Source organism: Mycobacterium sp. D16R24, assembly GCF_002013385.1.
In the GTDB taxonomy this organism is placed as follows: Bacteria; Actinomycetota; Actinomycetes; order Mycobacteriales; family Mycobacteriaceae; genus Mycobacterium.
In genome coordinates this window covers 50,772-71,701 of the sequence record NZ_MAEV01000028.1, presented here as the reverse complement: position 1 = coordinate 71,701, position 20,930 = coordinate 50,772, and the positions used below count along the sequence as shown (strand labels likewise).

General features: G+C 62.7%; 26 protein-coding genes. 1 reads left to right on the top strand and 25 read right to left on the bottom strand.

The genetic code is table 11. The annotated features are described in order from the left end of the window. Positions 1-197: 197 nt before the first annotated feature. From B4383_RS22295 to B4383_RS22180, 25 genes are all read right to left on the bottom strand, one after another. Positions 198-1,514: a DUF6745 domain-containing protein gene (locus B4383_RS22295; protein ID WP_139360981.1), complete on the bottom strand. Its 1,317-nt coding sequence runs from the start codon at positions 1,512-1,514 to the stop codon at positions 198-200. Further along, complete coding sequence (locus tag B4383_RS22290) at positions 1,514-1,912, bottom strand: hypothetical protein (protein WP_078293506.1); 399 nt, start codon at positions 1,910-1,912, stop codon at positions 1,514-1,516. The genes B4383_RS22295 and B4383_RS22290 overlap by 1 nt, the downstream gene beginning before the upstream one ends. An 89-nt stretch (positions 1,913-2,001) precedes the next feature. After that, positions 2,002-2,397: a hypothetical protein gene (locus B4383_RS22285; RefSeq protein ID WP_139360980.1), complete on the bottom strand. Its 396-nt coding sequence runs from the start codon at positions 2,395-2,397 to the stop codon at positions 2,002-2,004. Positions 2,398-2,420: 23 nt separating this feature from the next. Beyond that, positions 2,421-3,047, bottom strand: a complete 627-nt coding sequence (locus tag B4383_RS22280; protein WP_286150723.1) for a hypothetical protein — start codon at positions 3,045-3,047, stop codon at positions 2,421-2,423. A gap of 34 nt (positions 3,048-3,081) precedes the next feature. After that, positions 3,082-3,462 carry a hypothetical protein gene (locus B4383_RS22275; RefSeq protein ID WP_286150722.1) on the bottom strand — a complete coding sequence of 127 codons (381 nt, stop codon included), beginning with the start codon at positions 3,460-3,462 and terminating at the stop codon, positions 3,082-3,084. Continuing rightward, entirely contained in the window at positions 3,450-3,689 is a 240-nt protein-coding gene (locus B4383_RS22270; RefSeq protein WP_139360979.1) for a hypothetical protein, read from the bottom strand. Before B4383_RS22270 ends, B4383_RS22275 begins: the two co-directional genes overlap by 13 nt. 231 nt (positions 3,690-3,920) lie before the next feature. Beyond that, a complete protein-coding gene (locus B4383_RS22265) occupies positions 3,921-4,253 on the bottom strand; it encodes a hypothetical protein (protein ID WP_217697795.1) in 333 nt (110 codons plus the stop codon). 35 nt (positions 4,254-4,288) lie between these two features. Then, on the bottom strand, positions 4,289-4,672 hold the full coding sequence (locus B4383_RS22260; protein ID WP_078293498.1) for a hypothetical protein: 384 nt from the start codon (positions 4,670-4,672) through the stop codon (positions 4,289-4,291). Positions 4,673-4,685: 13 nt separating this feature from the next. Continuing rightward, positions 4,686-5,399, bottom strand: coding sequence for a hypothetical protein (locus B4383_RS22255; protein WP_217697794.1), 714 nt, complete (start codon positions 5,397-5,399; stop codon positions 4,686-4,688). A gap of 11 nt (positions 5,400-5,410) precedes the next feature. Continuing rightward, positions 5,411-5,884, bottom strand: coding sequence for a hypothetical protein (locus B4383_RS27285; protein WP_286150720.1), 474 nt, complete (start codon positions 5,882-5,884; stop codon positions 5,411-5,413). A 116-nt stretch (positions 5,885-6,000) separates the two neighbouring features. After that, the gene (locus B4383_RS22245) at positions 6,001-12,204 is read right to left on the bottom strand and encodes a helicase-related protein (protein WP_176138421.1); all 6,204 of its coding nucleotides are present in this window, start codon (positions 12,202-12,204) and stop codon (positions 6,001-6,003) included. A 50-nt stretch (positions 12,205-12,254) separates the two neighbouring features. Further along, a complete protein-coding gene (locus B4383_RS22240; protein ID WP_078293588.1) occupies positions 12,255-12,851 on the bottom strand; it encodes a hypothetical protein in 597 nt (198 codons plus the stop codon). Positions 12,852-13,025: 174 nt separating this feature from the next. After that, on the bottom strand, positions 13,026-13,508 hold the full coding sequence (locus tag B4383_RS27280; protein WP_286150719.1) for a hypothetical protein: 483 nt from the start codon (positions 13,506-13,508) through the stop codon (positions 13,026-13,028). Between the two features lie 55 nt (positions 13,509-13,563). Continuing rightward, on the bottom strand, positions 13,564-14,172 hold the full coding sequence (locus B4383_RS22230; RefSeq protein WP_078293492.1) for a hypothetical protein: 609 nt from the start codon (positions 14,170-14,172) through the stop codon (positions 13,564-13,566). Positions 14,173-14,174: 2 nt separating this feature from the next. Beyond that, the gene (locus tag B4383_RS22225; RefSeq protein ID WP_078321095.1) at positions 14,175-14,723 is read right to left on the bottom strand and encodes a hypothetical protein; all 549 of its coding nucleotides are present in this window, start codon (positions 14,721-14,723) and stop codon (positions 14,175-14,177) included. 37 nt (positions 14,724-14,760) lie between these two features. Further along, positions 14,761-15,177: a hypothetical protein gene (locus tag B4383_RS22220; protein WP_078293488.1), complete on the bottom strand. Its 417-nt coding sequence runs from the start codon at positions 15,175-15,177 to the stop codon at positions 14,761-14,763. Further along, positions 15,174-15,470: a hypothetical protein gene (locus B4383_RS22215; RefSeq protein ID WP_139360978.1), complete on the bottom strand. Its 297-nt coding sequence runs from the start codon at positions 15,468-15,470 to the stop codon at positions 15,174-15,176. Before B4383_RS22215 ends, B4383_RS22220 begins: the two co-directional genes overlap by 4 nt. A 330-nt stretch (positions 15,471-15,800) precedes the next feature. Next, positions 15,801-15,950, bottom strand: a complete 150-nt coding sequence (locus B4383_RS26805) for a hypothetical protein (protein WP_176138420.1) — start codon at positions 15,948-15,950, stop codon at positions 15,801-15,803. A gap of 49 nt (positions 15,951-15,999) precedes the next feature. After that, positions 16,000-16,404 carry a hypothetical protein gene (locus tag B4383_RS22210; protein ID WP_078293483.1) on the bottom strand — a complete coding sequence of 135 codons (405 nt, stop codon included), beginning with the start codon at positions 16,402-16,404 and terminating at the stop codon, positions 16,000-16,002. Continuing rightward, positions 16,404-16,886, bottom strand: coding sequence for a hypothetical protein (locus tag B4383_RS22205; protein WP_078293481.1), 483 nt, complete (start codon positions 16,884-16,886; stop codon positions 16,404-16,406). Before B4383_RS22205 ends, B4383_RS22210 begins: the two co-directional genes overlap by 1 nt. After that, positions 16,883-17,266 carry a hypothetical protein gene (locus B4383_RS22200; RefSeq protein WP_078321094.1) on the bottom strand — a complete coding sequence of 128 codons (384 nt, stop codon included), beginning with the start codon at positions 17,264-17,266 and terminating at the stop codon, positions 16,883-16,885. The genes B4383_RS22205 and B4383_RS22200 overlap by 4 nt, the downstream gene beginning before the upstream one ends. A gap of 145 nt (positions 17,267-17,411) precedes the next feature. Continuing rightward, positions 17,412-17,900: a hypothetical protein gene (locus tag B4383_RS22195; RefSeq protein ID WP_078293477.1), complete on the bottom strand. Its 489-nt coding sequence runs from the start codon at positions 17,898-17,900 to the stop codon at positions 17,412-17,414. After that, complete coding sequence (locus tag B4383_RS22190; RefSeq protein ID WP_078293475.1) at positions 17,897-18,415, bottom strand: hypothetical protein; 519 nt, start codon at positions 18,413-18,415, stop codon at positions 17,897-17,899. The genes B4383_RS22195 and B4383_RS22190 overlap by 4 nt, the downstream gene beginning before the upstream one ends. Next, on the bottom strand, positions 18,415-19,065 hold the full coding sequence (locus B4383_RS22185) for an HD domain-containing protein (RefSeq protein WP_176138419.1): 651 nt from the start codon (positions 19,063-19,065) through the stop codon (positions 18,415-18,417). Before B4383_RS22185 ends, B4383_RS22190 begins: the two co-directional genes overlap by 1 nt. Positions 19,066-19,221: 156 nt before the next feature. Then, a complete protein-coding gene (locus B4383_RS22180; protein WP_078293471.1) occupies positions 19,222-20,448 on the bottom strand; it encodes an ImmA/IrrE family metallo-endopeptidase in 1,227 nt (408 codons plus the stop codon). A gap of 221 nt (positions 20,449-20,669) precedes the next feature. Between B4383_RS22180 and B4383_RS22175 the strand changes: the two genes are divergently transcribed. Continuing rightward, positions 20,670-20,909, top strand: coding sequence for a hypothetical protein (locus B4383_RS22175; RefSeq protein ID WP_078293468.1), 240 nt, complete (start codon positions 20,670-20,672; stop codon positions 20,907-20,909). Positions 20,910-20,930 lie beyond the last annotated feature (21 nt).

Here is a 20,930-nt window from a genome sequence, read left to right as displayed (position 1 = left end):
CTTCCTGTGCTCTCGTCCTCGTCAACGATTCCCGGCTCGACGTATGCCGGCGGGCACTCAGGGCGATGCCTACCGCCGCTCCACGAAACCAACTCGTCGCCGCACAACACGATTCGCTCAAGCTCGGCCACATCACGGATCTCTAATTCCACTCTGCCCCGGACTAATTCGTGGTCTGAACTCAGTTCGCTAATCATCTAGGTTCTCACCTGCATTCGGCGGTATGTCTTCGGCGATACCCCGTATAGCTCAGCGGCCGCATCCACAGGGTCCGTGTGAGCCGCGCGAACGAGAAGGCCGTAGCGACGTCTGGTGCCATCACGCTCACTGGATCCGTTTGTGCACATCAACAGGCGAGCGGGATTCCGGCGCGAGAGCTGTAACCGCCCTGGAATGTCGTAGAGCTGCAATGTGTGTGGTGCGTTTCCGGGGTCTTCGACTTCGGTACCAACCGGTTGCAGGTGGGCTTTACGGACGAAGGTATCCCACCCCCATCGCTCGATCAGACAGCGCCTCACCTCGGCATTACGTTCCGTCACAATCGCTTCCAGCGATACCGGCTGCTCGATCACATCGCGATCTACCCACCGGCCCCGCCATGAATAGACCTCGACGCCATCAGAGAATCGCACGGCCGGCCCGGCGGCGTTGTGCAGCATGCCGTCTTTGTCGGTCGTGTACAGAACCGGGTTCTCAGCCAGGACAGCAACCCCCGGCAGCGCCTCAATGTAGCTCGTGTACTCGACGACGGTGGCGATGTCGGCAGCGTGCGCGATCGTTGCGGCGGTACCGAACAACTCGTATGTCGTCCAGCGCCGTAGATCCGCGTCTCCGTGGTCGTGGTGGCGTCTTTCAAACCGGGGATCTCTCCTCGCGGCGAGGTTCCTGCCGAACCGACTGCAAAGGTTGGAATTGAAGAATCGCCGTCCGCTTTGTGCCACGCGGCGCTGCGCGAGCAGCGAGATCCAAACGCTGAGGGTTTGTTCCTGACCCTGTGATGCGTAGATACGGGAAACCTCAACCAGACCCGGGGACGAGAGAGCGTCATCACCCCCGAAAGGGGCAATATAGAACGTCCACAGCTTTATGAGGCCGTCAATGTAGGGGTGGCTGTCGCCGTGCGCATCGGCAGCGCGCGACGGCCCGGTAGTCCGATCGGTAAGCTTGGGGTCGTTAAGCCTTGGCTTCGACCAGTATTCCGGGTCAATCTGCGCCTCTATCTCACGACGGTAGGTACAGGACTGCTCATCGCTCATGTGCTGAAACATGCGTGCGGCCACCGGGTCGCCGCTCAGCAGATCGGCGGCGAACTGTGCGCCAATCGGGGAGCCCATCCACACGAAATTCTTAGGGGCCAGCATCCCGCAGCGTTCGTACATGCGGCACACGGCCGCCTCTACTTCGCGACGATCAGCCCGGCTCGTGGAACGCAAGCGACGGTCCCACGCGACGAGACGACTCTCGATGGTTGCGCGCAGCGCCGGGCTTAAGGGGTAAGCGGCCGTTTCAGTCATCAGTCGGCAACCTGACGCCAGCCGCCGCGCTCATATTCACGTTGCCGCCCAATACGATACGTGCCTGGCAGGATCTCCAATCCGCCATGCTCCTCATGGAAAAGGAATGCCCGCGCTCCACGCGAGACAGTGAGGACACCCAACTTCAGCCCCGCCTCGCCAAGGTCGTGCTGTTCCCAGAAGCAATCGCCCGCCGGATGCAGCGTGTGGGCATGGCCGCCGTACTCGCCGTCGACCACCGCGACCGGCGCAAGCAAAGGAGTCCTCGCGCGTCGAGAACTTGCCTTCGACACCAGGACATCGCCTTGAGCTCCGACGTCATCAATGCGGGGTACATCGGCTTCAAGCAAGTTCAGACCTGCGCGAACGGTAGCTACCTCATCGATCAGATTGGCCATGAAACGTTCCTTTCGGTGCCATCACAGGAGGGTCACCTTGAACGTAAGCCCGGTTCTACCGAACTTCCACATGCCCCAATCCGGCACCCTCAGTTGCTATGGCCTGCTGGTGTGAAGCTGTAGTGAGGGATGTCCGGGAACGGATGCGGGTCGGTTCCTTGCTGTGACTCGATCTGCGGCAACCGCCTCACGAACTCTTCCCAGTTCGTCACGTATCCCTCCAGTACCTGGCAGTCGTCGGTGTCGGTATACGGTATGTCCCAACAGATCTCAGCGACGTAGCTGCCATCGGTATCTGGCGTTCTCAGCACCACGATTGAAACTGCGGGTATTGTGAAGCGGTCGCTCAGCGCATCGCCAAACTGCCAACTGGCGTACAGCCCACCACTGCTCCAGCCCATAAACTGCCAGCCGCGCGCCTCGAGCTCGCCGCCGATTCGCAGCGCTTCGGCGGTACGCTGCTCTATTACCCGAGCGCTGTTCACGTTATCTCCCAAGGGTTTCACCACTACGGGCGGTCGGTTGGTAACGCCTTGCCGGTGATGCCAACACCGAACGAAGCGCACAGGGCCAGTACCGGGCTGCACGGCCAATCAACTTGGCATTCGTCGTACGGCTCGCCGTCAAACTCGCCGCCAGAGACATAGACCGGTGTGCAGGACCTGCACCACACCGCGAACCGAACTGGGGCCATGCAGCCCCCATCCTCGTCGCGGTCGTGCTCGCAATCTCCCTCCCAGCAGTCCCGCGATTTCAGACGCACTCGCCACGGCCGGTGAACGTCGAGATGGGCATACAGACCGTCTCCGTGCGGGCCGTCGCCTACCGCTCCGTGCTCGCGTTCAATGGCGTCCCGTAATGCCGCCTCCAGCGGCTCACGTCGTTCGCGGCAGGCCGCCTCGAAAAGGGTGGGGGCATCACCACCGCTGGTTTCGTATCTGCGGTTCAACCGCTCGGTGGCTTCCTCCGGCTCGATCAGACACACGTACCTGTGCTGGTACCTGTCCGTGTTCCACACATGATCAGAGACGAAACCCATGGCCGAGGGCATCCCCGGGAAGGGGCCGAACATCCACCGCAGCCCATCAGAGTCGATCTGAACGGCCAAGGGGCTTTCCCACATGCCTTTCGCCACAACGAGTCTCCTTGCCTTGGTGGAACACTTCTGGCTATGCCGGATGTGCCTGCGGTTGGGTGCCAGCGGTTGTGGAGGGGTATGCCCATTCGATGCGGGCCACTTCCGTGTCGGCAAACACGCCCTTATGTGTGGCGCAGAAGAAGTCCACGAATTCGCCCGGGGTCATGTGTGGGAAGCCCTCAGCTTCGGTGTCCTCGACCGTGATGGCGGCGAGTGGTTCGCGGCGCACGGAAACCACTTCGACTGTGACGATCCGCTCCAGGGGTTCGCCGCGGCGTCGACCACGCACCTTCGGGCACAGGGTCAGTTGGTCGCCCGGCTTGATCATTGTCCACCCGACCCGGCGTGTGACCGTCTTCTCTCGTCGGCGGACCTGATCGGTGGTGAGTGCGACGCTCATCAATCGCGCCATGCGGGAATCTCCTTGGTATGTAGGGACGTAATATCAAGCGGCAGGTTCTGTGGCTTCCTGATTGCGTAGTTGAGCGAGTTGGCCAGTTCGACGAGGTCCAGCACGCCCTCGATGGAGACGTAGCCAGCGACCGAGCCGTCCTGTACGGTGCACTGATCCTCGATTGCGCGCCGTATGTCGGGCGCGGTGATCGTGGCACCGCTGGCGTGCTCGTGAACTTCGCTCACGTTGTCTCCCAAGGTCATCTGACCAGTGCACCTAAGCCAACTCGCTGTAGAACCGCTTGGCGTCTGAGACCGCCGCCGCCCGTGCCTGAGTTAGTAACGAGAGCCGGGCGGTTGCCACGATCGGCCGTTGCAGGTCGCGTGGAAGGATGCCCCAGCATTGTCGGCACGCGAATAGCCGGTTTGGAACTATCCGGCCACACCCGCCGGGGCAACTGTGCGTGGTGGCCATCGCTATTCTCCCCGCAGCCCTTCGGTACCGGACAGGTCATAGCAGACCAGCCCGGTCACTGGAAATGTTGGCTTCCACATGCCGGTTCGGTCGCTGCCGCCGCCGCAGCAGTCCGCTCCGGCAGGGTGGATGCACGGCATGAATCCGTCCTCGCCGGGTGAGTAGTACTCGAAACCCCACCCGTCACCACCAGGTGCCGTCCGGCAGGCCAGAACGGCGTGACCGTTGACGTCGATGATCGGAACATCAGGGTCGACACCGATTTGATTCAGCCGCTCGGCATGGTCCTGTAGCTCGCACTCGGTGGCGAATTCAATGAGGCGAGGTCTGATCATGGTCTGCATATTCGCTGTCTCCCTTCGATATCAGTTCAATCGCGGCCAGGGCAAGACCGCAGACCGTCATCGCCCGCGCCTCGCCGGATGGCGACTTTGTCGCTTCTGATGTACCCGGAACCTTGCGCATAGTTCACTTTCAGATACGCGCCGAACGGGCTATCACTGGAGGACGACGCCGGCCGCCCGTCGTTGGGCCCGTCCCATCCGGTCAGGCACAGGACCGTGACCGGTGTCCCTTCCGAGATGGCTGTTGGATGTCCAGGTGGTAGCGCCTCGTAGACGGTGGCCGATGAGGTGATCACGCCCGCGCTCTCGTCCTGGTCGGCCCACGCGATGCAGCTCTGACCGCTGGCCGCAGCCAGCAGGCCGGTTGCGGCGGCACCAACAATTGCTGCGCTCCACTGGATCCGTTTCATAATTCCTTGTCTCCTATCGCCATTCGTGGTGCCGATGTTCGTCTCTGCTGCTTCTTCGGGGTTGATGTAGCTGGCATGGGCTCGCCCCGCCGCAGAATGCGCAACGAGGTGGATCCTGGCCCATGTCGAACACCGTCGGGGCATCGCGACGTAATGGGTCGCGGTAGGCCGTTCTCGCGGCCGCCGCCATCAGCGAGATTGCGAAATCCATAGGCATCGGCTCAGGGGTCAGCCGAGGAGCACTGATCTTTGCCCGCAGCTTGTCGCTGGATCTCACCAGCAGGCCCCAATCAGCTGGCAGTTCTTCGGATTTCACGATGTCGGATGACGGCACTACCAGCCACCAGTAGTGCATGTATCGCTTGCAAGCTTGCGCTTTGGTGAGATCGCGTAGCTCTGAAAGCCAGTCAGAGCGAGAGACTTTCACCTCGTGGCCGTGAAGCGCCAGCGCGGAGCCGTAAGGGAATCCGGGGTACTTGTCGGCGGCGATAAAATCGGCGACCTTCGTGATGCCTTTACGGCGGTGGCCGAGATCGGATGCGACATGCTCGGCGCGGGTCCACCGATCCGCGATAGTGCCCCGCCTGATGCTCGTGTACCGGGCAAGGAGAAGATCCAGCATGTCGCGTTCACAGACACCGGCCGGTGTATTCCGGCGAGTTATGACTCCGGCATCTCCGCGCAGTCGTCGTTCTACGAAGCTGGACGTCGGCCTGGCAGCTGTCATCGCGTCCACCGCTACCCGTCGGTTTTGTCGGCTGTCAGACGGATCGTGGCCGCCGCGAGAGCTCCTGCGATCAGATACCTCGATGAGGGGTTGTTGTTCAACTCATCGACGAAAAAGTGGTATATCGACAGCTTCGCTTCGGTGCTGAGCGGGAAGCCGTACCCGGCGGCCAGGTAATCGAAGAAGCTCTCCAATCGCAAATCCAGCCCCTGCACGAACTGCCGTTCCTTCTCGTCGGCAGTCCGCGCGGCCGCCGCGGCGCCGGTCGTGCCCTCTGGTGGCTCAGATTTCATCAGTGCCTCGCGTAGATCAGCAGCGAGCGCCGGGCATTCTTCGCGGCACGATGCCGCGTACGCCGCCAGGGCTGTCCGGGCATGGGGGTCGGTGGTGTAACCGAGGACGAAGTACGGTCCTTTGTCCTTGCCATCTACGCGCTCCACGCGGTACTTCGAGTAGAGGCCGATGTTCTTGTCCGACTCAGGCATCCGTATCTCCCTGCGATGGTTCCGGTTTCAATCACCTGCGACGACGGTGTGGCGCCCGGTGGCTGTACCGAACGTAAGCCTGGATTTGCCGATATTCCACATGCCCCGAAATCGAGTTACATCGACATGTCGGGTCCATCGTTGCCGCGGTCGGTGCTGCGGCGTTCACGGACCTCGGCGATACGCCGTTCCATGGCTCGCCAGCGTTCGTACTCGCCGGCGCGGGCTTGGCGTAGTTCGCCGCGTTTGACGTCGAGCCTGCGTACGAGTTCGTCGGTGGTGTCGAGTTCTTCACCACGCTCGAGCTTGTCGTTGACCACGCTCAGGTGCTCATCGAGGAACAGCGCCGCACCAGCGGCCGCCTCATGGTCGCGGGGCGGGCTCACTTCCTGGGCCCAGGGCAGCTCAGCGGCCAGGGCGTGGAACACCCCAGGTACTCGATGATCGCGGTCGCCGGCCAGCACCAGCTTGGCGTTAAGGACTCGGGCGGTATCAGCGAGTTCATGCGTCTGCAGCAGCGGCCAGCGTTCGGCGTCCGGGACAAGAATCCACGCCCCGTCCGTGACCCCCTGGAGTTCGTCGAAGACGTAACCCCGATCTGATACACCCGCCTTGAGGGCTTCGCTGAGACGTTCGCTGTCACGGCACACGACGAACACCCCAGGTGCTTGCTTTCCGTCCCGTGCAGCGGCATTGATCGCCCGCAGCACTGGCCACGTGGTGCTCGTCTGGCCGGTTACCACGTTCAGCGTGTACGGGGAGCGTCCCACCACGGCTGCTGCACCGGCTTGTGCGTCGTCGAGGCCTGCTCGACCGATGTTGAGCCGGGGAGTGCCCGCCGGCCGTGCGGCCGCGTCCTCCAGAAGCGTGTACTCCAGGCGCAACCGCGTCACCGGATCAAAGCTCTCCGTGGCCGCCGCCTGCGCTGATTCTTCTTCCGCTTGGGTTTGTGCCACCTGGTATTCCAGCGCCGCTGAGTGTTCCATCGCGCGCACCGCCTTCCTCATTTCGTCGGCCGACTCGAATCCGTGCTCGCGCACAACAGCTGGTGACGGGTTCAGTAGCAGGGTCCAGCCGGGTTGGCGGCCCCGGGCGGCCAAGCGTTCCTCAGCGGCGGCTGCCTTGGCTTTGGCTTCGGCGCTCTCGGCGGCCAACCGCAGATCGAGTGTGAGCGCTGAAAGCTCGGCCTGCTTCTCGGCGAGTTCTTCGGCGTGCTCGAACACGCCGGGCGGGTTGTTGAGCATGTCGTCCAATTCGCGCTGCGAGTGTTCGTGCGTCGCCTGCATCGTGCGGGCATGCTCGGGCAGGCCGGTGAAGATGTTCTCCAACTGACGTGCAATACCCCGCGATTTCGGGTTCCCTGCTTCCTTCTCGTAGCGGGCCGCCATCAGTTTGGAGTACTCGATGTCTTTGACCTCGGATGCCACGTCCAGCTTCACCTGCAGCGACCCGTCGCCGAAACTGCGGGCGGCCATCACCGTCTGCCCGGCGATGGTGATCTGTGTCGGTTTGTACTTGGTCGACATCTCATCGCGCGCCGCGTGGTAGATGCGGTCGAGTTCGGTGACCACGGCCACCGCGGTGTCGACGGCGCTCTCGTGGCGGGCACCGCCGACACGGACCTCAGGTGCCTTCTCGGCTGCCTGCATGTCGGCGGCCCGCTGGGCCACGGGCGCGAGCTGCTCCATGGCGCTGAGCCACTGAGGTATCCGAGTTTCCAGTGAGCGCACTTTGATGTCGCGGTTGCGGGCGGCGTCGTAAAAGGCGCGTTCTAGGGCAGCCAGGCGTCTGACTTCGTCGTCGAGCTGCACTTGCCGCAGATAACGCGGATCACCGGTAGCGATGGCCTTCGTTTCGGCCGCCGCCGCGCCAATATCGCCGCCGGAAAGATCCTCGATTTCGGTGTCGCGCACAACGTTACGGCGCATCTGGTCGATGAACAGTGCTTTGGCCTCCACCTTCTGCCACATAACCGTGTCATAGCTCGATTCTGTGACGTAGCAGAGTATTTCGACGTTCTCGTTCTGGTTGCCTTGCCGAATGATCCTGCCTTCGCGCTGCTCCAAGTCGGCGGGTCGCCACGGAACATCTACGTGATGTAGGGCAGCGCAACGGAATTGAACGTTGGTGCCGGTTCCCATTTTCTCGGTGCTGCCCAACAGGACCGAGATTTCGCCCCGGTTGCACTGGTTGCGCAGCTGAGTCACTTCGGCAGGGTTGCGAGCTTCGTGAATGAAACGGACCTGCTCAGGCGCCATACCGCGCGCGATCAGCTCATCCTTGATCGCCTGATAGATGGTGAATTGGCGCGGGTTCTTCGACGGCGTACCCCGGTCGCAGAACACGATCTGCAATGCCCCGGTTCGCGCGGTCGGCGCCCCAGTGTTCGGGTCGCGGTACTGGCGGTCCTCGTGCGCGACGTGGATCCGCATTACCTCGTCGGCGACCACCGCAGCCCGGGTGACTTCCGGTTCACCGAGCCCGGCCAGACGAGGATCAAGGGATACATTGCGCCCGTCGTTGGCAATCTTGAGGACGTTGTCCATCTCGGGCGCTTTGGGGTCCAGATGATCTGCACGCCAGCCCAAATCGGCAATGAAGTCCACAGTTTCGGTGCTGGGCTTGATGCTGATGACCCGCCGGCGCCCACCGATCAGCTTCGGCAGTGGCACCGGTACCTGATCGCGGGTGACGACATCGGTGTAGGCGTTGGTCAACGCCAGCAGTTCAAGCAGGTTGGTGTACTTGCCCACCCGCGTCACCGACCGCAGCTTGGTTCCGGTGGCGTTCACTTCGATCGTGCTGTGGGTATCGGTGAACGTGGCACCCCAGTCCGACAGATCGGCCACTCCGGCCGCCCGCAGCAGCGACTCGCGCATGTAGGTTTGCATCACCCACAGCTCCCCCAGGGAGTTGGCGATCGGCGTCCCAGTCGCGAACGTTGCTACACGCTCCACAATCTTGTGTTCGGGGATACCTGCGGCGCGGGCCTCGTCGCGGCGCATCCGCCGCAAAACAGACATCTTCATCGAAAGATCTTCGGCACGTTCTGCCGCTGTGGTGCAAGATAATTCGTCAATATTGCAGATGCGGTGCTTGTTCTTGTATGAGTGGGCCTCGTCCATCAGCAAGTAGTCACAACCGGTGTCCTCGAAGCGCAGGCCCACATCTTTGCCGGTTTGGTCGGAGAGCTTGTCCAGCTGCTCATTGGCCCGCTTGAGGGCCCGCTCAATGGCTTTCTTGGAGCGCACCGATTCGCAGGTTTCCAGCTGCTCCTTCAAATTGTCGAGCTGGCTTTCGATATGGGCCTGCCGCACCGACGGGTCCACCGAAATGCTCGTGAACGCCGACTGCGAGATGATGACTAAATCCCAGTCCGAGGCGGCCGACTGCGCAATCAACCTGCGCCGGCCTTCGGCGTTGGTCGCGGCCGAACCCAGCAGAATGTTAGCTGCCGGATACCACTGCTTGGCTTCAATCCCAACTTGGTCTAAGATATGTCCAGGAACCACCAGCCAGGGCTGCCGAACAAGCCCTAAACGCCGTAATTCCATGGCCGCCATGAACATTGAGCCACTCTTACCAGCCCCGACCACATGATCTAGCAAAGTAGTTGGCTCGTTGACGATGCGGGCTACAGCGTTACGTTGATAGTAGTGCGGAACGTAATGATTTGATAGCCCTGGCAGCGGCAGATGGCTGCCGTCGTAGGTCGGCGCCACATGAGAGTTGAAGCGACGGTTGTACTCCGCGACCAGCTCGGCTTGCCGGTTCTCATCGGCGAACACCCAGCGCGCGAACTCCGCGACGATCTTGTCCGTCTTGCCTTGCGCGGCGAAAGTTGCTTCGGTTTGCAGCTCACCTTTGTCGTCATAGAAGACGGTGCTGCGCGAATTGCAGGCATCCTCAAACAGACTCGCGCCGTCAGCGCCCTCGCGTGCCAAGCCCCACGTCTCAGTCAACAACGCGTTGTCCCGTTGGAACTTGGGGAGATCGACGACCCAGCGGCCAGCCACATGCTCGACGGTCATCCGGTCGATCCCGAAGGTCTCTCTCGCGAATTGGGCGTGGATCTGTGGGCTCACCCAGGCTGCGCCCGGACGTACCTTGATCTCCCCGGCTGTGCGATCGGAGGGGATGACTCCGCGCAGCGCGGCCGCGTAGGGCCGGTAGATCTCGTTGTCGTCTGCCGCTCGCACTGCGGCTTCGTACTTTTCGCGCACATTGCCTGACAGCGCGGTCACCGCCGGGATCAACATGTCCGGATCTTCTAGGCTCGGATACACCAGACCCTCGAGCAGCTCCCGCGCATCATCTGCGGGGACGTTGAGCAGTTGGGCGATCACGTCCATGTCGACGCGCTGGACCCGGTCCATGCTGATCGCCAGGGCCTCTTCGGGCGTGTCGGCACTCAATTGCTCTGTGCGGGTAAGTATCTGATCGGTAGAGAAGATCGTGGCTTTGGTGGCTGTGCCGGCGTCTTCGTCGAAGTACTCCAACGCCGCGATGGTGGTCCAGCCCGGATCTGAGCGCATACCGCCGTCGAGGTGGCTGCGCCGCTTGTGCGGGGCGGCGGCCTCCCAGCCGTCGTGGTCCCACTGCTCGGCCAGCTCCTCAGGCACCGGACCGCGGTACGGCAGCTCGGCTGTCCCCACGGATTTGCGCCACCGCGCCTCGGCGGCCGCGACCTTCTTATCGTGGGCGACCTGATCGGGCTCCTTGGGGTAAACCCAGGTGAATCGGTTCACCGGGCCGTACTTGGCGACATAGGTGTCGTACAGGTGGTTCAAATGTCCGCGCAGCTGCTCGCGTTCAGCCGGGGTACGGCCGTCGCGCTGCGCCTTCATCAACGAATCAGCGACATCTCGCAGCTCGATGAGCTGGCGAGTCTCCACGATCCGAGACTTCGGCGTCTTATTCGGCAGCCAGCCCCGCTTGCGGTCCCAATAGTCGATGCTCTTGGTCTGCGGGTTGTAACGCAGTGTGTACGGCGGGATTTCGTCCCGACGATCCAGCTCGGTGACCAACCCGGCATCGAAAGCCGACTCGTCGATAACCGTCAGATCCTGCGCCTGGGCGGCCAAACCCAGACCGTTCGTCTTGGCCGCATCCACGATCGCGGTCAGCGCCGTCGCGAGCTGCCCGGCAAGCTCGGTGCCGCTGGCGCCGTCGACCTGCAGCGTCTGCGATCCATGAATTCCGTGACCCAGGCGCATCGTGCCCAGCACGTTCTCGGGGTGATCAAGGAAGTACTTGTTGATCGGCAGCTTGTGCAGGTCTCCGCTCTCGGAGTCCATGAACTCCAGATCATCGGTGACCAGCCACCCCGATGATCTCGGGGCCTGGCCCTCCTCGCGGCGGCGCAGCACCAGCAGATCGGTGACTACCTCCGTACCGGCGACCCGCGAGAACGCGCGGCTGGGCAACCGCACCGCGCCGACCAGATCGCCCAGCTCGCGCATCGCGCTGCGGGCCTTCGGTGACCCCGCATCCAGCGTGTAGCGGCTGGTCAAGACCGCGACATAGCCGCCCGGGGCGGTCAATGCCAGCGACTTGATGATGAAGTGGTTGTGAATCGAGTGCCGGTCGGGGTTGTGCGCGGGGTCGTAGACCGCGAAATCACCGAACGGCACATTGCCGATCACCGCTGAGAACGAATCCTGCGGAACACGAGTGGCCTCGAAACCCTCGCTGCGGATCTGCGCCGACGGGTACAACGCGGCCGCGATAGCCGCTGTCATGGGGTCGTTCTCCACCCCCACCATCACCGCTGACTGCGGGGCGTGCGCGATGAATGTTCCACTGCCACAACCCGGTTCCAGAACCCGGCCGCCACTGAACCCAGCATTTTGGACGGCCTGCCAGATCACTGCCGCCAACGCCGGATCGGTGTAGTGCGCGTTCAAGATCGATGCCTCAGCACGCCGGTACTCGGTATCGGTGAGCAGCTCTTGCAGGCGCGTACGCTCCGCCCTAAACGAGTCGTCCCGGGTGTCGAACACCCCAGGGATCGCTCCCCAACCTGACCACGCCGCCAGGATCCTCTGCTCGGCCAACGTCGCCGGCCGCCGCGCCTCCCGCAGCACCGCCAACGCCTCGAGCGCAGCGATGTTCGCTCGGGCCCGCGACTTCGCACCGGACGGAACGAGAACATCGGTAGAAGCCGGGAAATCGGTCGGCGACCCGAATACCTCACTGACCGACGTGAATGCCGCCTGAGGAACCTCAAGGGCCGCTGTGGGCTGCTCTACGTCCACATGCGGCACCACCGCCGCAGACTTGACCGGCGCAGGCAGCGGCGCACCGCCGGGATCAATCACCCGAGGATCAGTGGGCTCCGGTTCAGCGTCAAACAGTGAGGGTTGTTGGTCTACCGGCGGGGCAGACCGTCGCGCTCCAGATCGTCGTACACCAACAGCGCCAGCTGTATCGCGCGCTGATCGCCCACCTGGTGCGGCAGCGGCAGGCCTTCCTCGGCCAGGACCGCCAGCAGGTACCCGGCCTTGATGCGGAACATCACCGAGAACTCCGGATCCGGCCACACCGTCTCGGCCAGGTCCTCCAACGTCTCGGACGGCTCGCTGCGCAGCTCGCTGTGAATCCAGCGCTGCTCCCACGGCACCAGCCCGCGGTCGAGCTGTTCCGTCGTCGATTCCGTCGGCGCGGAGTTCTCCGGCTCCGGTATCTGTTCGTAAAGCTCCTGGCTGAGCACGATCTCCATCGCCGAGGCCCGCGCGCTGTTCAGCAGCCCGCGGTGCGTCTCGTAATCGGGCGGCTGACCGTTCCTGCTCACCCAGTCGGTCACCGCGCTCTGACCCAACTGGTCGGCCAGCTCCGCCACCTGGCGGCTGATCCGGGAGGCCTGGTCCTCCAGGAACGCCTCCTGCTGCTGTTTCGTCGAGTCCGCTGGCAGACCGAGGTACTCGAGGTACTTCTCTACGATCTGCCGGATCTCCGGACTGGTCACCCCCGTGGCCGCCTTCCCCGTCAAAGAGGCTGAACAAATCCTGCTGATCAGGATCGTTCTCGTGCTTGCGGACCATATCTTCCTCTCCCCTGACTGCACCGACGGCTCCGGGTACCCCCCCGCCGTCATGAACTCCTCGAACGCCGTCTCAGACATGCCTGAACCCCGCTGGCGCTACGGGTCGCACAGCACGGTCACCGTGCCGCCTGTCGCCTTGGTCACCGCCGCCATCGAGGCGATGTCATCGCGCGATGCGCCGTGATTGATCAGAGCGCCAAGATTGGTCAGCGCCACCGAATGCGCGTTCAAGGCCGCATTCATCTGCCGGGAAAGCCCGCGGCGATCGACCTGATTGAGTGCATTGGCCAGCCCGATGAGGGCACCTCTCCCCGGGTTCGCCTGACTGACCGGAACCGGTGTCGGCGAGGCCACTTCCGCAGACACTCTCTCGACGACTATGAAGGCCCCGCAGGCCCGCTCTTGAGCGACATCCGCTGGAAGCGGTGGAGGCGACTCGGTCTTGGCGATTGGGTCGGGTCGCGACGGCATCGGCGGATCACCACCTGAGATCTCCGGTTCGCGATGGTCATTGGCTGAGCATCCTGCTGCGACCACGCATGCCGTTATGATCGCCAGAATCTTGTTGCCTGTAGCCATGTTCCGTTCCTTTTCTGTGTCCGGTATGCGATCACGCCGCCTTTGGCGATCCTGCTCAAAACTGTTGTGCAGGTGCTTTGTTGGTCGGCTCTTCGGTGCTTAACTGCTCTACGACTTCATTCGTGATGGTGTCGGTCAGCGTCCACGCGTCCGTTGTTCCCGTTGCATCGCAATGCGACTCGCATGAAAGAGACAACTTCACAAACCCGCCACCTTCGGTACTGGCCCATACCGTCGGCAGCTGCCCCTGCGGCTGGTTCAGAAACCGCCGACTAGCAGTGATCTGCTGCAGACCAGCGATGAAATCGTCGCGATCGACATACTGCGCATACCACTCATAGGCCAGCAGGTACCGCCGCGAATCGGGCGAACTCAACCGCTCATCGGCGGCTTTAACAGCCGCGAACCCGAGGTTTGTGGCCTGCTGCACGAGGATCGCCCCACCCATCGCCGCGCCATAGGCCACGAGGACCACCACAAAAGGAATCGGAGCGGCCAACATATACAGTGCAGCCCCCGCGCCGAAGACCAGTAGTCCCGCCCACATCAGCGCTAATCCTTTGGCCCGCAACACGCGCGCTGCCACCCCGAGCGGATGCCGATTGACAGCCTGCTGTGCGGCGGCCGTCAGCGGCGTTCCTCTAACAACCTGAATTCCCGCCACAATCACTCCGGCCGCGAGCCAGAGTCCATGGCGGCCACGCTCACCGGAGCTGGGTCGCGCAGTGATGCGAGGGCACGTCGTACCGAATCGCGTGCGCGGCCGAAAGCTTCGGCGGCAGTGGTGGGCAGGTCTGTGTGCACCACCAGGAACACCGCAGCCATGAGAATTGCTCCGACCGACACAACGACCTCCAGTTGAGCCGCAGACCAAAGGACGCCACGCGTACCCACCAAGATCGTGTCGACGACGTCACGCACAGTGGCGATCGGCTTGTCGAACCAGAGGCCTTCGGGGCTCGGCGCCACCGCGCGCCACAGCCACCGTTCACCCACGGCTACGTTGATCAGCACCGCCGGCGCGGCCAGCCGCGCCATGACCCGCACCAGAATCCAATGTGATCTGGGTTCCGATGTTGTTGCCAATAAGTAGCTTTCACGCACCGTGCGCTTGATCTGCCGAAAGACGTCGAACAGGACCAACGCAATCGCGGCGATGAGCCCGACTGCCGTCACAAGGGCGTACACCTCGTTCGGGGTGACAGTGATGTGCATGGATATTTCCTCTCTGATCATTTGTGGAGCGTGTGATCTATCGGCTCGTCGAGCGCAGTAGCGCCGTCAGCGGACCCTGATGGGTTCTTGTGCGCAGCTCGGTGACGAAGCCTTCCGGGCTGGGCGGAACAGGCCGCCGACTCATTGCCGCCGCTTCGCGCCGCACTCGCCGTAGCACCAACCAGGCGGCGACCGCCTGAATGATCTGGCCACCGTTCGGTTCGATCTCCTTGGCCTGCCGGGCCCGCTGAATCCTGCTAAGCAGCACCGCTCGCGGATCAAGGACCGCCGCTTCGGCCTCCGGTTGGGCGATGTTCTCGGTGGCTCTAAGTGCCACTGCGACAACTTCGTTGAAATAGGCATGTTCTTGTGCAGCGCTACCGATCGCAGCTTCCAGCGCCGCCTCAGCAAAACGCATCTGCGTAAGCTCCACCGCGTGGACCCACTGGCTCATGAAAGTCTCCCCCGAGCGTTGTTGTTGTGCTTCCGCATTCGTTCTGCCCAACCGCGCGTCAGCGGGAGCCCGTTGCGCTCCGTCAAGGCTGTCTCCTGATCCATGCACGTGAAACAGACGGCCTCACCTTTGCGTTCGCCGGTCAAGATGGTTCCGGCGATCCGCACCTGGCAGGTCTCCGGCTTCGATGTGACGAATCGGACCGCGACTTTGCAGTCCGTGTTCTCTACGACCTCGACGACGTCACCGGCCCGCAGCTCTGCCACGGGCACCCGTACCGCAGTAGTGGTCATGAAGTGCCAGCCCTACGTGCTGGCCTCGAGTGAGATTCCAGGACAGAGGAAATGACGAGAATCAAGGTGCTCGCCAACACCGAGGAGACCACGCCGACCCCCACCGAGATTCCGGCGGCGGCCAGGTCGAGTTTTAGATGATGGTCAGCGGGATTGGGTCCGACGGCATAGTCCCAAGTGACATGCGAAGAATCGGGCATGATGCCCTCCCCTGCAAGGAAACGTGGCGCCATGATCGGTGAAACCTTCTGCGGTAAAACCAATATGGTCGTCTCTGCTGACACCCGCCTACCGGGATGTCTTGACCATAAACCCGGTATAGGTGAACTTCTACAAAGCCAAATTCGGTATCAGCGGCACCCGTACCGGGTGGCTCAACTCGGTGCGCCCTGACCAGTCCAAGTGGTCTGCCAGGCTGTAGTAGCGATCCGGGAGCCACAGTTCGGGATGCTTGTACGCGGCCTGGATGCAGGTATCCATCAGGATCTGCGCTAGCGATGTTCTCGGTGGTGGGCACACGTGGACAGTCCTAACCAGACCAGTCCAGGCTCGCAGTGAAACTAGGCCGCGTGATGACCATTTCCATGCCGTCGCGGATAGCAGCCCACGTTGTTGTGTCGTCGAGGTGGCCCGGGAACAGTGCATCGTAGACCGCGTCCGCGGTGAGATGGATTGTGAAATGACTCAGCCATTCGCCAATCATTCGGGTGAAGATCTTGCGTTGACTAGTCGGATCGTGGTTGTCGACGATCAGATAGGCACCCAGGTTCCAGCTGCACGAGCAGATTGGCACCCACCCCTGCAAATCGCCTGTGGCGGAGCTGTACTCAGGTATGGCCCCGCCGATATGCCCAGGCAGACCGTGCAGACTCCACATCTGGCGGGCCTGCTCCGCTGTGAGGACCGAAACATCAGCGCCGGTATCCCCCGCCATTACGTGTTGCCCTGCATCACTTCTCGTGGATGGTTGGCGTCAAGGTAGCCACCGCGGGCATTGGGACGACGAAGGCCACGCAATAGCGCAAGAATGATCGCCACGATCACGTCCACATTACGGCTAACAACGGTCCCGACCATCAGGACGAGGGCCAGCACGAGTGACCCGATGGAAGTCAGCGTGTATCCAACATGTCCCCAGGCGATCACCCAGTCCCATGTGGTCTGCAGCGGCAGACGCCGCCACTCGGCCGTCGGCACTTTCACCACGAGCAGCGATACCGCCACGAACACCATGTTGAGGTTCATTGCCCCTAACAGAACGCGGTCGGCAGGCCATCGCCAAAAGGAGTTCTCGGAGTAGAAACGAACCTCGGCACTCAACACGCGCAGCGTGTACCCCGTCAGGATCGCGAAGACCATGGCGAATACGTAGTGCAGGACAATCTGCACCAGCTCATAGGTATCGGGGCTGCTCACAGTGATCCCATCCCCGCCACCGGCTTGAATCGGCGGTCAGTCATATCGATGATCCGCCCAACCAAATTCTGGACGAACCGTGGTGCACGGCACTGCCGTTGCAGCTCGGCCACGTGACCGTCGATGTAGAGACTGAAAAACTCAAAACCTGACCCGCCACGCGGCAGCTGCTCCAAGATTGGGTCTTTCGGGGCGGCGGGCAACGGCCCACGCTCGGCGACCACCCGCGCGTAGTCCGCTTCAAGCATGCGAACTAGGACTTTGGCGATGTCTTCATGCCGCTCACGGGGTACCGTCCGCAACGCGGCCTGCATCTGGCGCAGGTGGGCAAGCTGCACGACCGTCGGCAGCTCACCCATCAGCTTGACACGCTTACTCATCAATGACTCCTTCAACTCGAAATACTCTGTGCAAGAACGCGGGTAGGAAACTGTCGAGGAAATTCTTCGGGCCACTCCGTCGGGTCACCGCCCTTGCCGGTGCACCCCCACTGCTTGGCCAACACCGTGCCGGTCTGCTGTCCGATCACCCATGGCTGCACTCCTTCTCCGCGCTATCTGCGTCGGTGGCACTGCTGCCGACAGCGGGCAGGGGCGCTTCACCGAATGGTCCGGTGGCGATCCGCACCAGTACCAGGACGGCGCAGGCTGTGCCGACCGTCAGCACGATCCAGGTGAAGCTCAGCGCAGGCCAGGTGATGGCTAGGTACAGATCCCGCGGTGATTGCATCGGGGCGTTGAGCCATTCTGTGGGCGCCTCCGGTATCAACGGATACGTTGCCAGCAGCACAAGAGCATTCAGCGCTGTCCCGCCCGCGAAGCGTTGGGTACGGCGCCGCCGCACAGGCTCCGGCGGCGGGTTGTCGATCAGCCCCACCCCGACTCCGAAGAGCATGCGGGCTGTCGCCACGACCGCGAAAGCAAGAACGCCGATCACCACCCAGGTACCGAACCAGCTATAGAGTTCAGCCGGGCTTGGCGACCAGTTCGGCGCCCCTGTGATGCCGGGAATCATGCGTGCTCCTGGATATCTGAGTGTGTCGATCTGGATGCAGGCTCTTGGCCGTTCTGCGGAGGCAAGCCGACGTGGCAACGCCAGCACTTGCGCACAAACGGGTGCGCGTTCGCCGCACCACACGCGCACGCCGCGGGGGTAACCCAGTCGTTGATCTTGTCGGTGTAGTACCCCGCGACGGCGAGAACGTCAGAGCCACAGTCCGATATGTGCCCGGCGATCACATCGGGATCAGCGCTGTCGAAATCGATCGCCTCTTCGAGCCACTGGCAGTACCCCTCCAAAGCCAGGAGGTTAAACGGGCGCAGGTCTGGTTCCCAATGTTCGAAGACACCGATCTCGACACCGGTACTGAAATGGATGACGGTCCAAGTCCGCATGCTCACCAGCTGGCCCTGCCCATTTCGGGTGCGGAAAGCGGCGAGATGCTCGCTCATCTCCAGCAGCAGGTGCAGCGCATCCGGATCGGAGTCCAGATCATCTGTGTCCGTGCCTTTGTCGGCAAGATCGGTCATCATCGTGCTTCTTTCCCCCTGTTGGAAGCCGCGTGGCCGCGCTGGCGCAGGTCTCGTTCAACGCGGCCCACCGCCCGCAGCAGCTCACGGGTGGATCGGGTGATCGCTCGATGCACCTGGTGATCAGGTGCGTATCGCTGCAAGATGTCGCGCAAACGGTCGTGCACCGACAGATACTGACCGTGCGGCCCGGTGTGCAGGTCCGCGTAGGTGAGGATGTCCAGGAAGCTCTGCGGCGGTACCGGAAAGGCCTGGAGCTCAGCTTCCAGGCCGCGCTCAATTGCCTCTGACCATGCGCCGCTGTGATGCGCGATCAACCCCACGATGACATCGGAGTACAACCCCGCCCGCGCCCACGCTGCCCCATCGATCGGGTGAAACCCTGTGCGCTTCCCGATCGCGTCTGCATAGCCGATGTCATGCAGCCAGGCTGCGGCGACGAGCACATGCTTAGCAGAGGGAGCCAGGACATCGGCGATCTCGCCGACCAACGCCGCCACGCCCCGGGTGTGGGTCAGGCGCGCTGGCAGATGCTCAAGGAGCATTTCGGCGCGAGCTTGGGCCCGCCGGCTCAACGACTCGTCGCGGACCAACCTCTCATCACGAACGAGATCCGGCGGAATAATGTCCACCAAGACAGTGACCTCCAAGGCTCCATGCTGCCGAAGTCGGAGGGTGAAACACATTGAAGTGCAACGCCAAACAACGCATCGGCATATCGTTCACGAGCCTTACTTGGCCCCGTGAATTTACGATAAGCCCGGTAGTGGCGAAGTTCTACAAGCCCCGAACTGGGGCCGGGTCGCTTAAGCGCTGACAGTCTCCAAAGACCAGCGTGCGCACGTATCTGCCGAAGTTCGGATCGAGAGTTGGTCGGCGCCCTGGGCGCTGTAAGGCCCCAGTGCCAAACGTCGCTGGCCAACGGTGACGGCGTCGAGAACATCGCCAGGCCAGAGCTGATCGCAGCCGTCGACGGCGCGGCCGGTACCACGCTGTAGCAGCTTGCCCAGTAGCGCAGGTTGTTCAGGACAGCGGTCGTCCCAGCCGGGCTCGGTTTTACCCCAGGTGTGCCCGGTGTCGCGGTTCATCTTGGTGTAGAGCTGGCGTTTCAACGTGTCGTAACGAGAGGCGGTAACCAAACCAGAACGCCACAGATGAGCGATGAGCGCACCAATGCCGATGCCCCACTTACGTTTCACCGCGACAAGATCACTGATTTTCGGTTCGTTCGGCAGTTCCAGCGCCAGCGCTGAGGCCGGGGCTAACAGTTCCCCGGCGAAATGCTCGGCCAGATCCTCACATTCGCAGCTGGCGGTCGGGTTCCATCCGAGAACTAAGTGGCCCAACTCGTGGGCCATGGCCCAGCGGATCCGCTCCCACGATGCACCCTCGCGCAGCACGATCACCGGCCGCTGGCCGCGATCCCCCACCCAGGCCGACCAGCCCAGATGGTTCTGCGGCAACACCTTGTCCACCGTCACGCCAAGGCCGAGTTCGCCGCAGCCATCGACATGTCCGTGCATCACCACTACCGCGCCGGCTCGCTCGGCAGCGCTGATCACATCACCGATCGGCGTATCCACCGCCGCACCCAAGCATCGCCGCACCGCCGCAGCGAGCATCGACACCGGCACATGCCCGCCGATTGTCGGCAGCGCCACCGCGGGAAGTGACACATGATGATGCGCGAGCCCAGCCAATTCCCCTACCGCCGAGCAGAATTGGGCGGCGAACTCGATGCCAGCGCTTGGAGCGCGCTTCGTGGGGCGAAACGTCAGCTCCGGTAGCCGCCGCTGCGTTGGCGGCGTGCTCAAGAACTCCACCGGAAAGCGCAGCACATCCGCAAGCTCGCACGCCTCATCGATGCTCAAGATAGTTGTGGGGCCCTTTTCTAAACGGGTCAGCTTGGCGCCGCGCCAGCCCATGTGCTTGAGCACAGTAGTACCCGCTAATTGGCGCAACACCCGTGCTTGCCGGACTCGCTGCCCATAGACCGTCACGTTCTCGGAGAGGTCGACGAGCTGTTCTGTCATCACGGTGTACGCCGTCCTCCAACCGGCAGAGGCCGGGGCTTGGCATCTGAAACGCCCTGGCGGACAAGAGATGCCAAGCCCCGAACCATCACGCCCGGCACGGGGGGTAGGCCGGGTAACACTCACCCTAAGGCCGACCCTGCGAAAGTTCTACAAAACGCCTGACCTCGACAGATCGAGCATTTCGCCGACTGTCGCTGCTCGCTGGCAGACTTACGGGCATGACTGAGCCTGACTCCCACCACACACGGGACATCCCCAAGCGTCGCGGTGTGAAAGTCGCCGACCTGGTCTGGCTCGTACGTGTCCCCGGCCGACCAAAGGCGATCCGGGTGTACACGGCCGATGAGGAAGCGGAAGCTGACCAGTACGCCGCCCTGGTCGCGGGGGCTAAGGAGCCGTTACCAGTAGCGGACCCAGTATGGGCTTGGAGCGCGCACCCACCAACCGAACGCCTGTAGCCTGCACTCGCCGAAACTGCC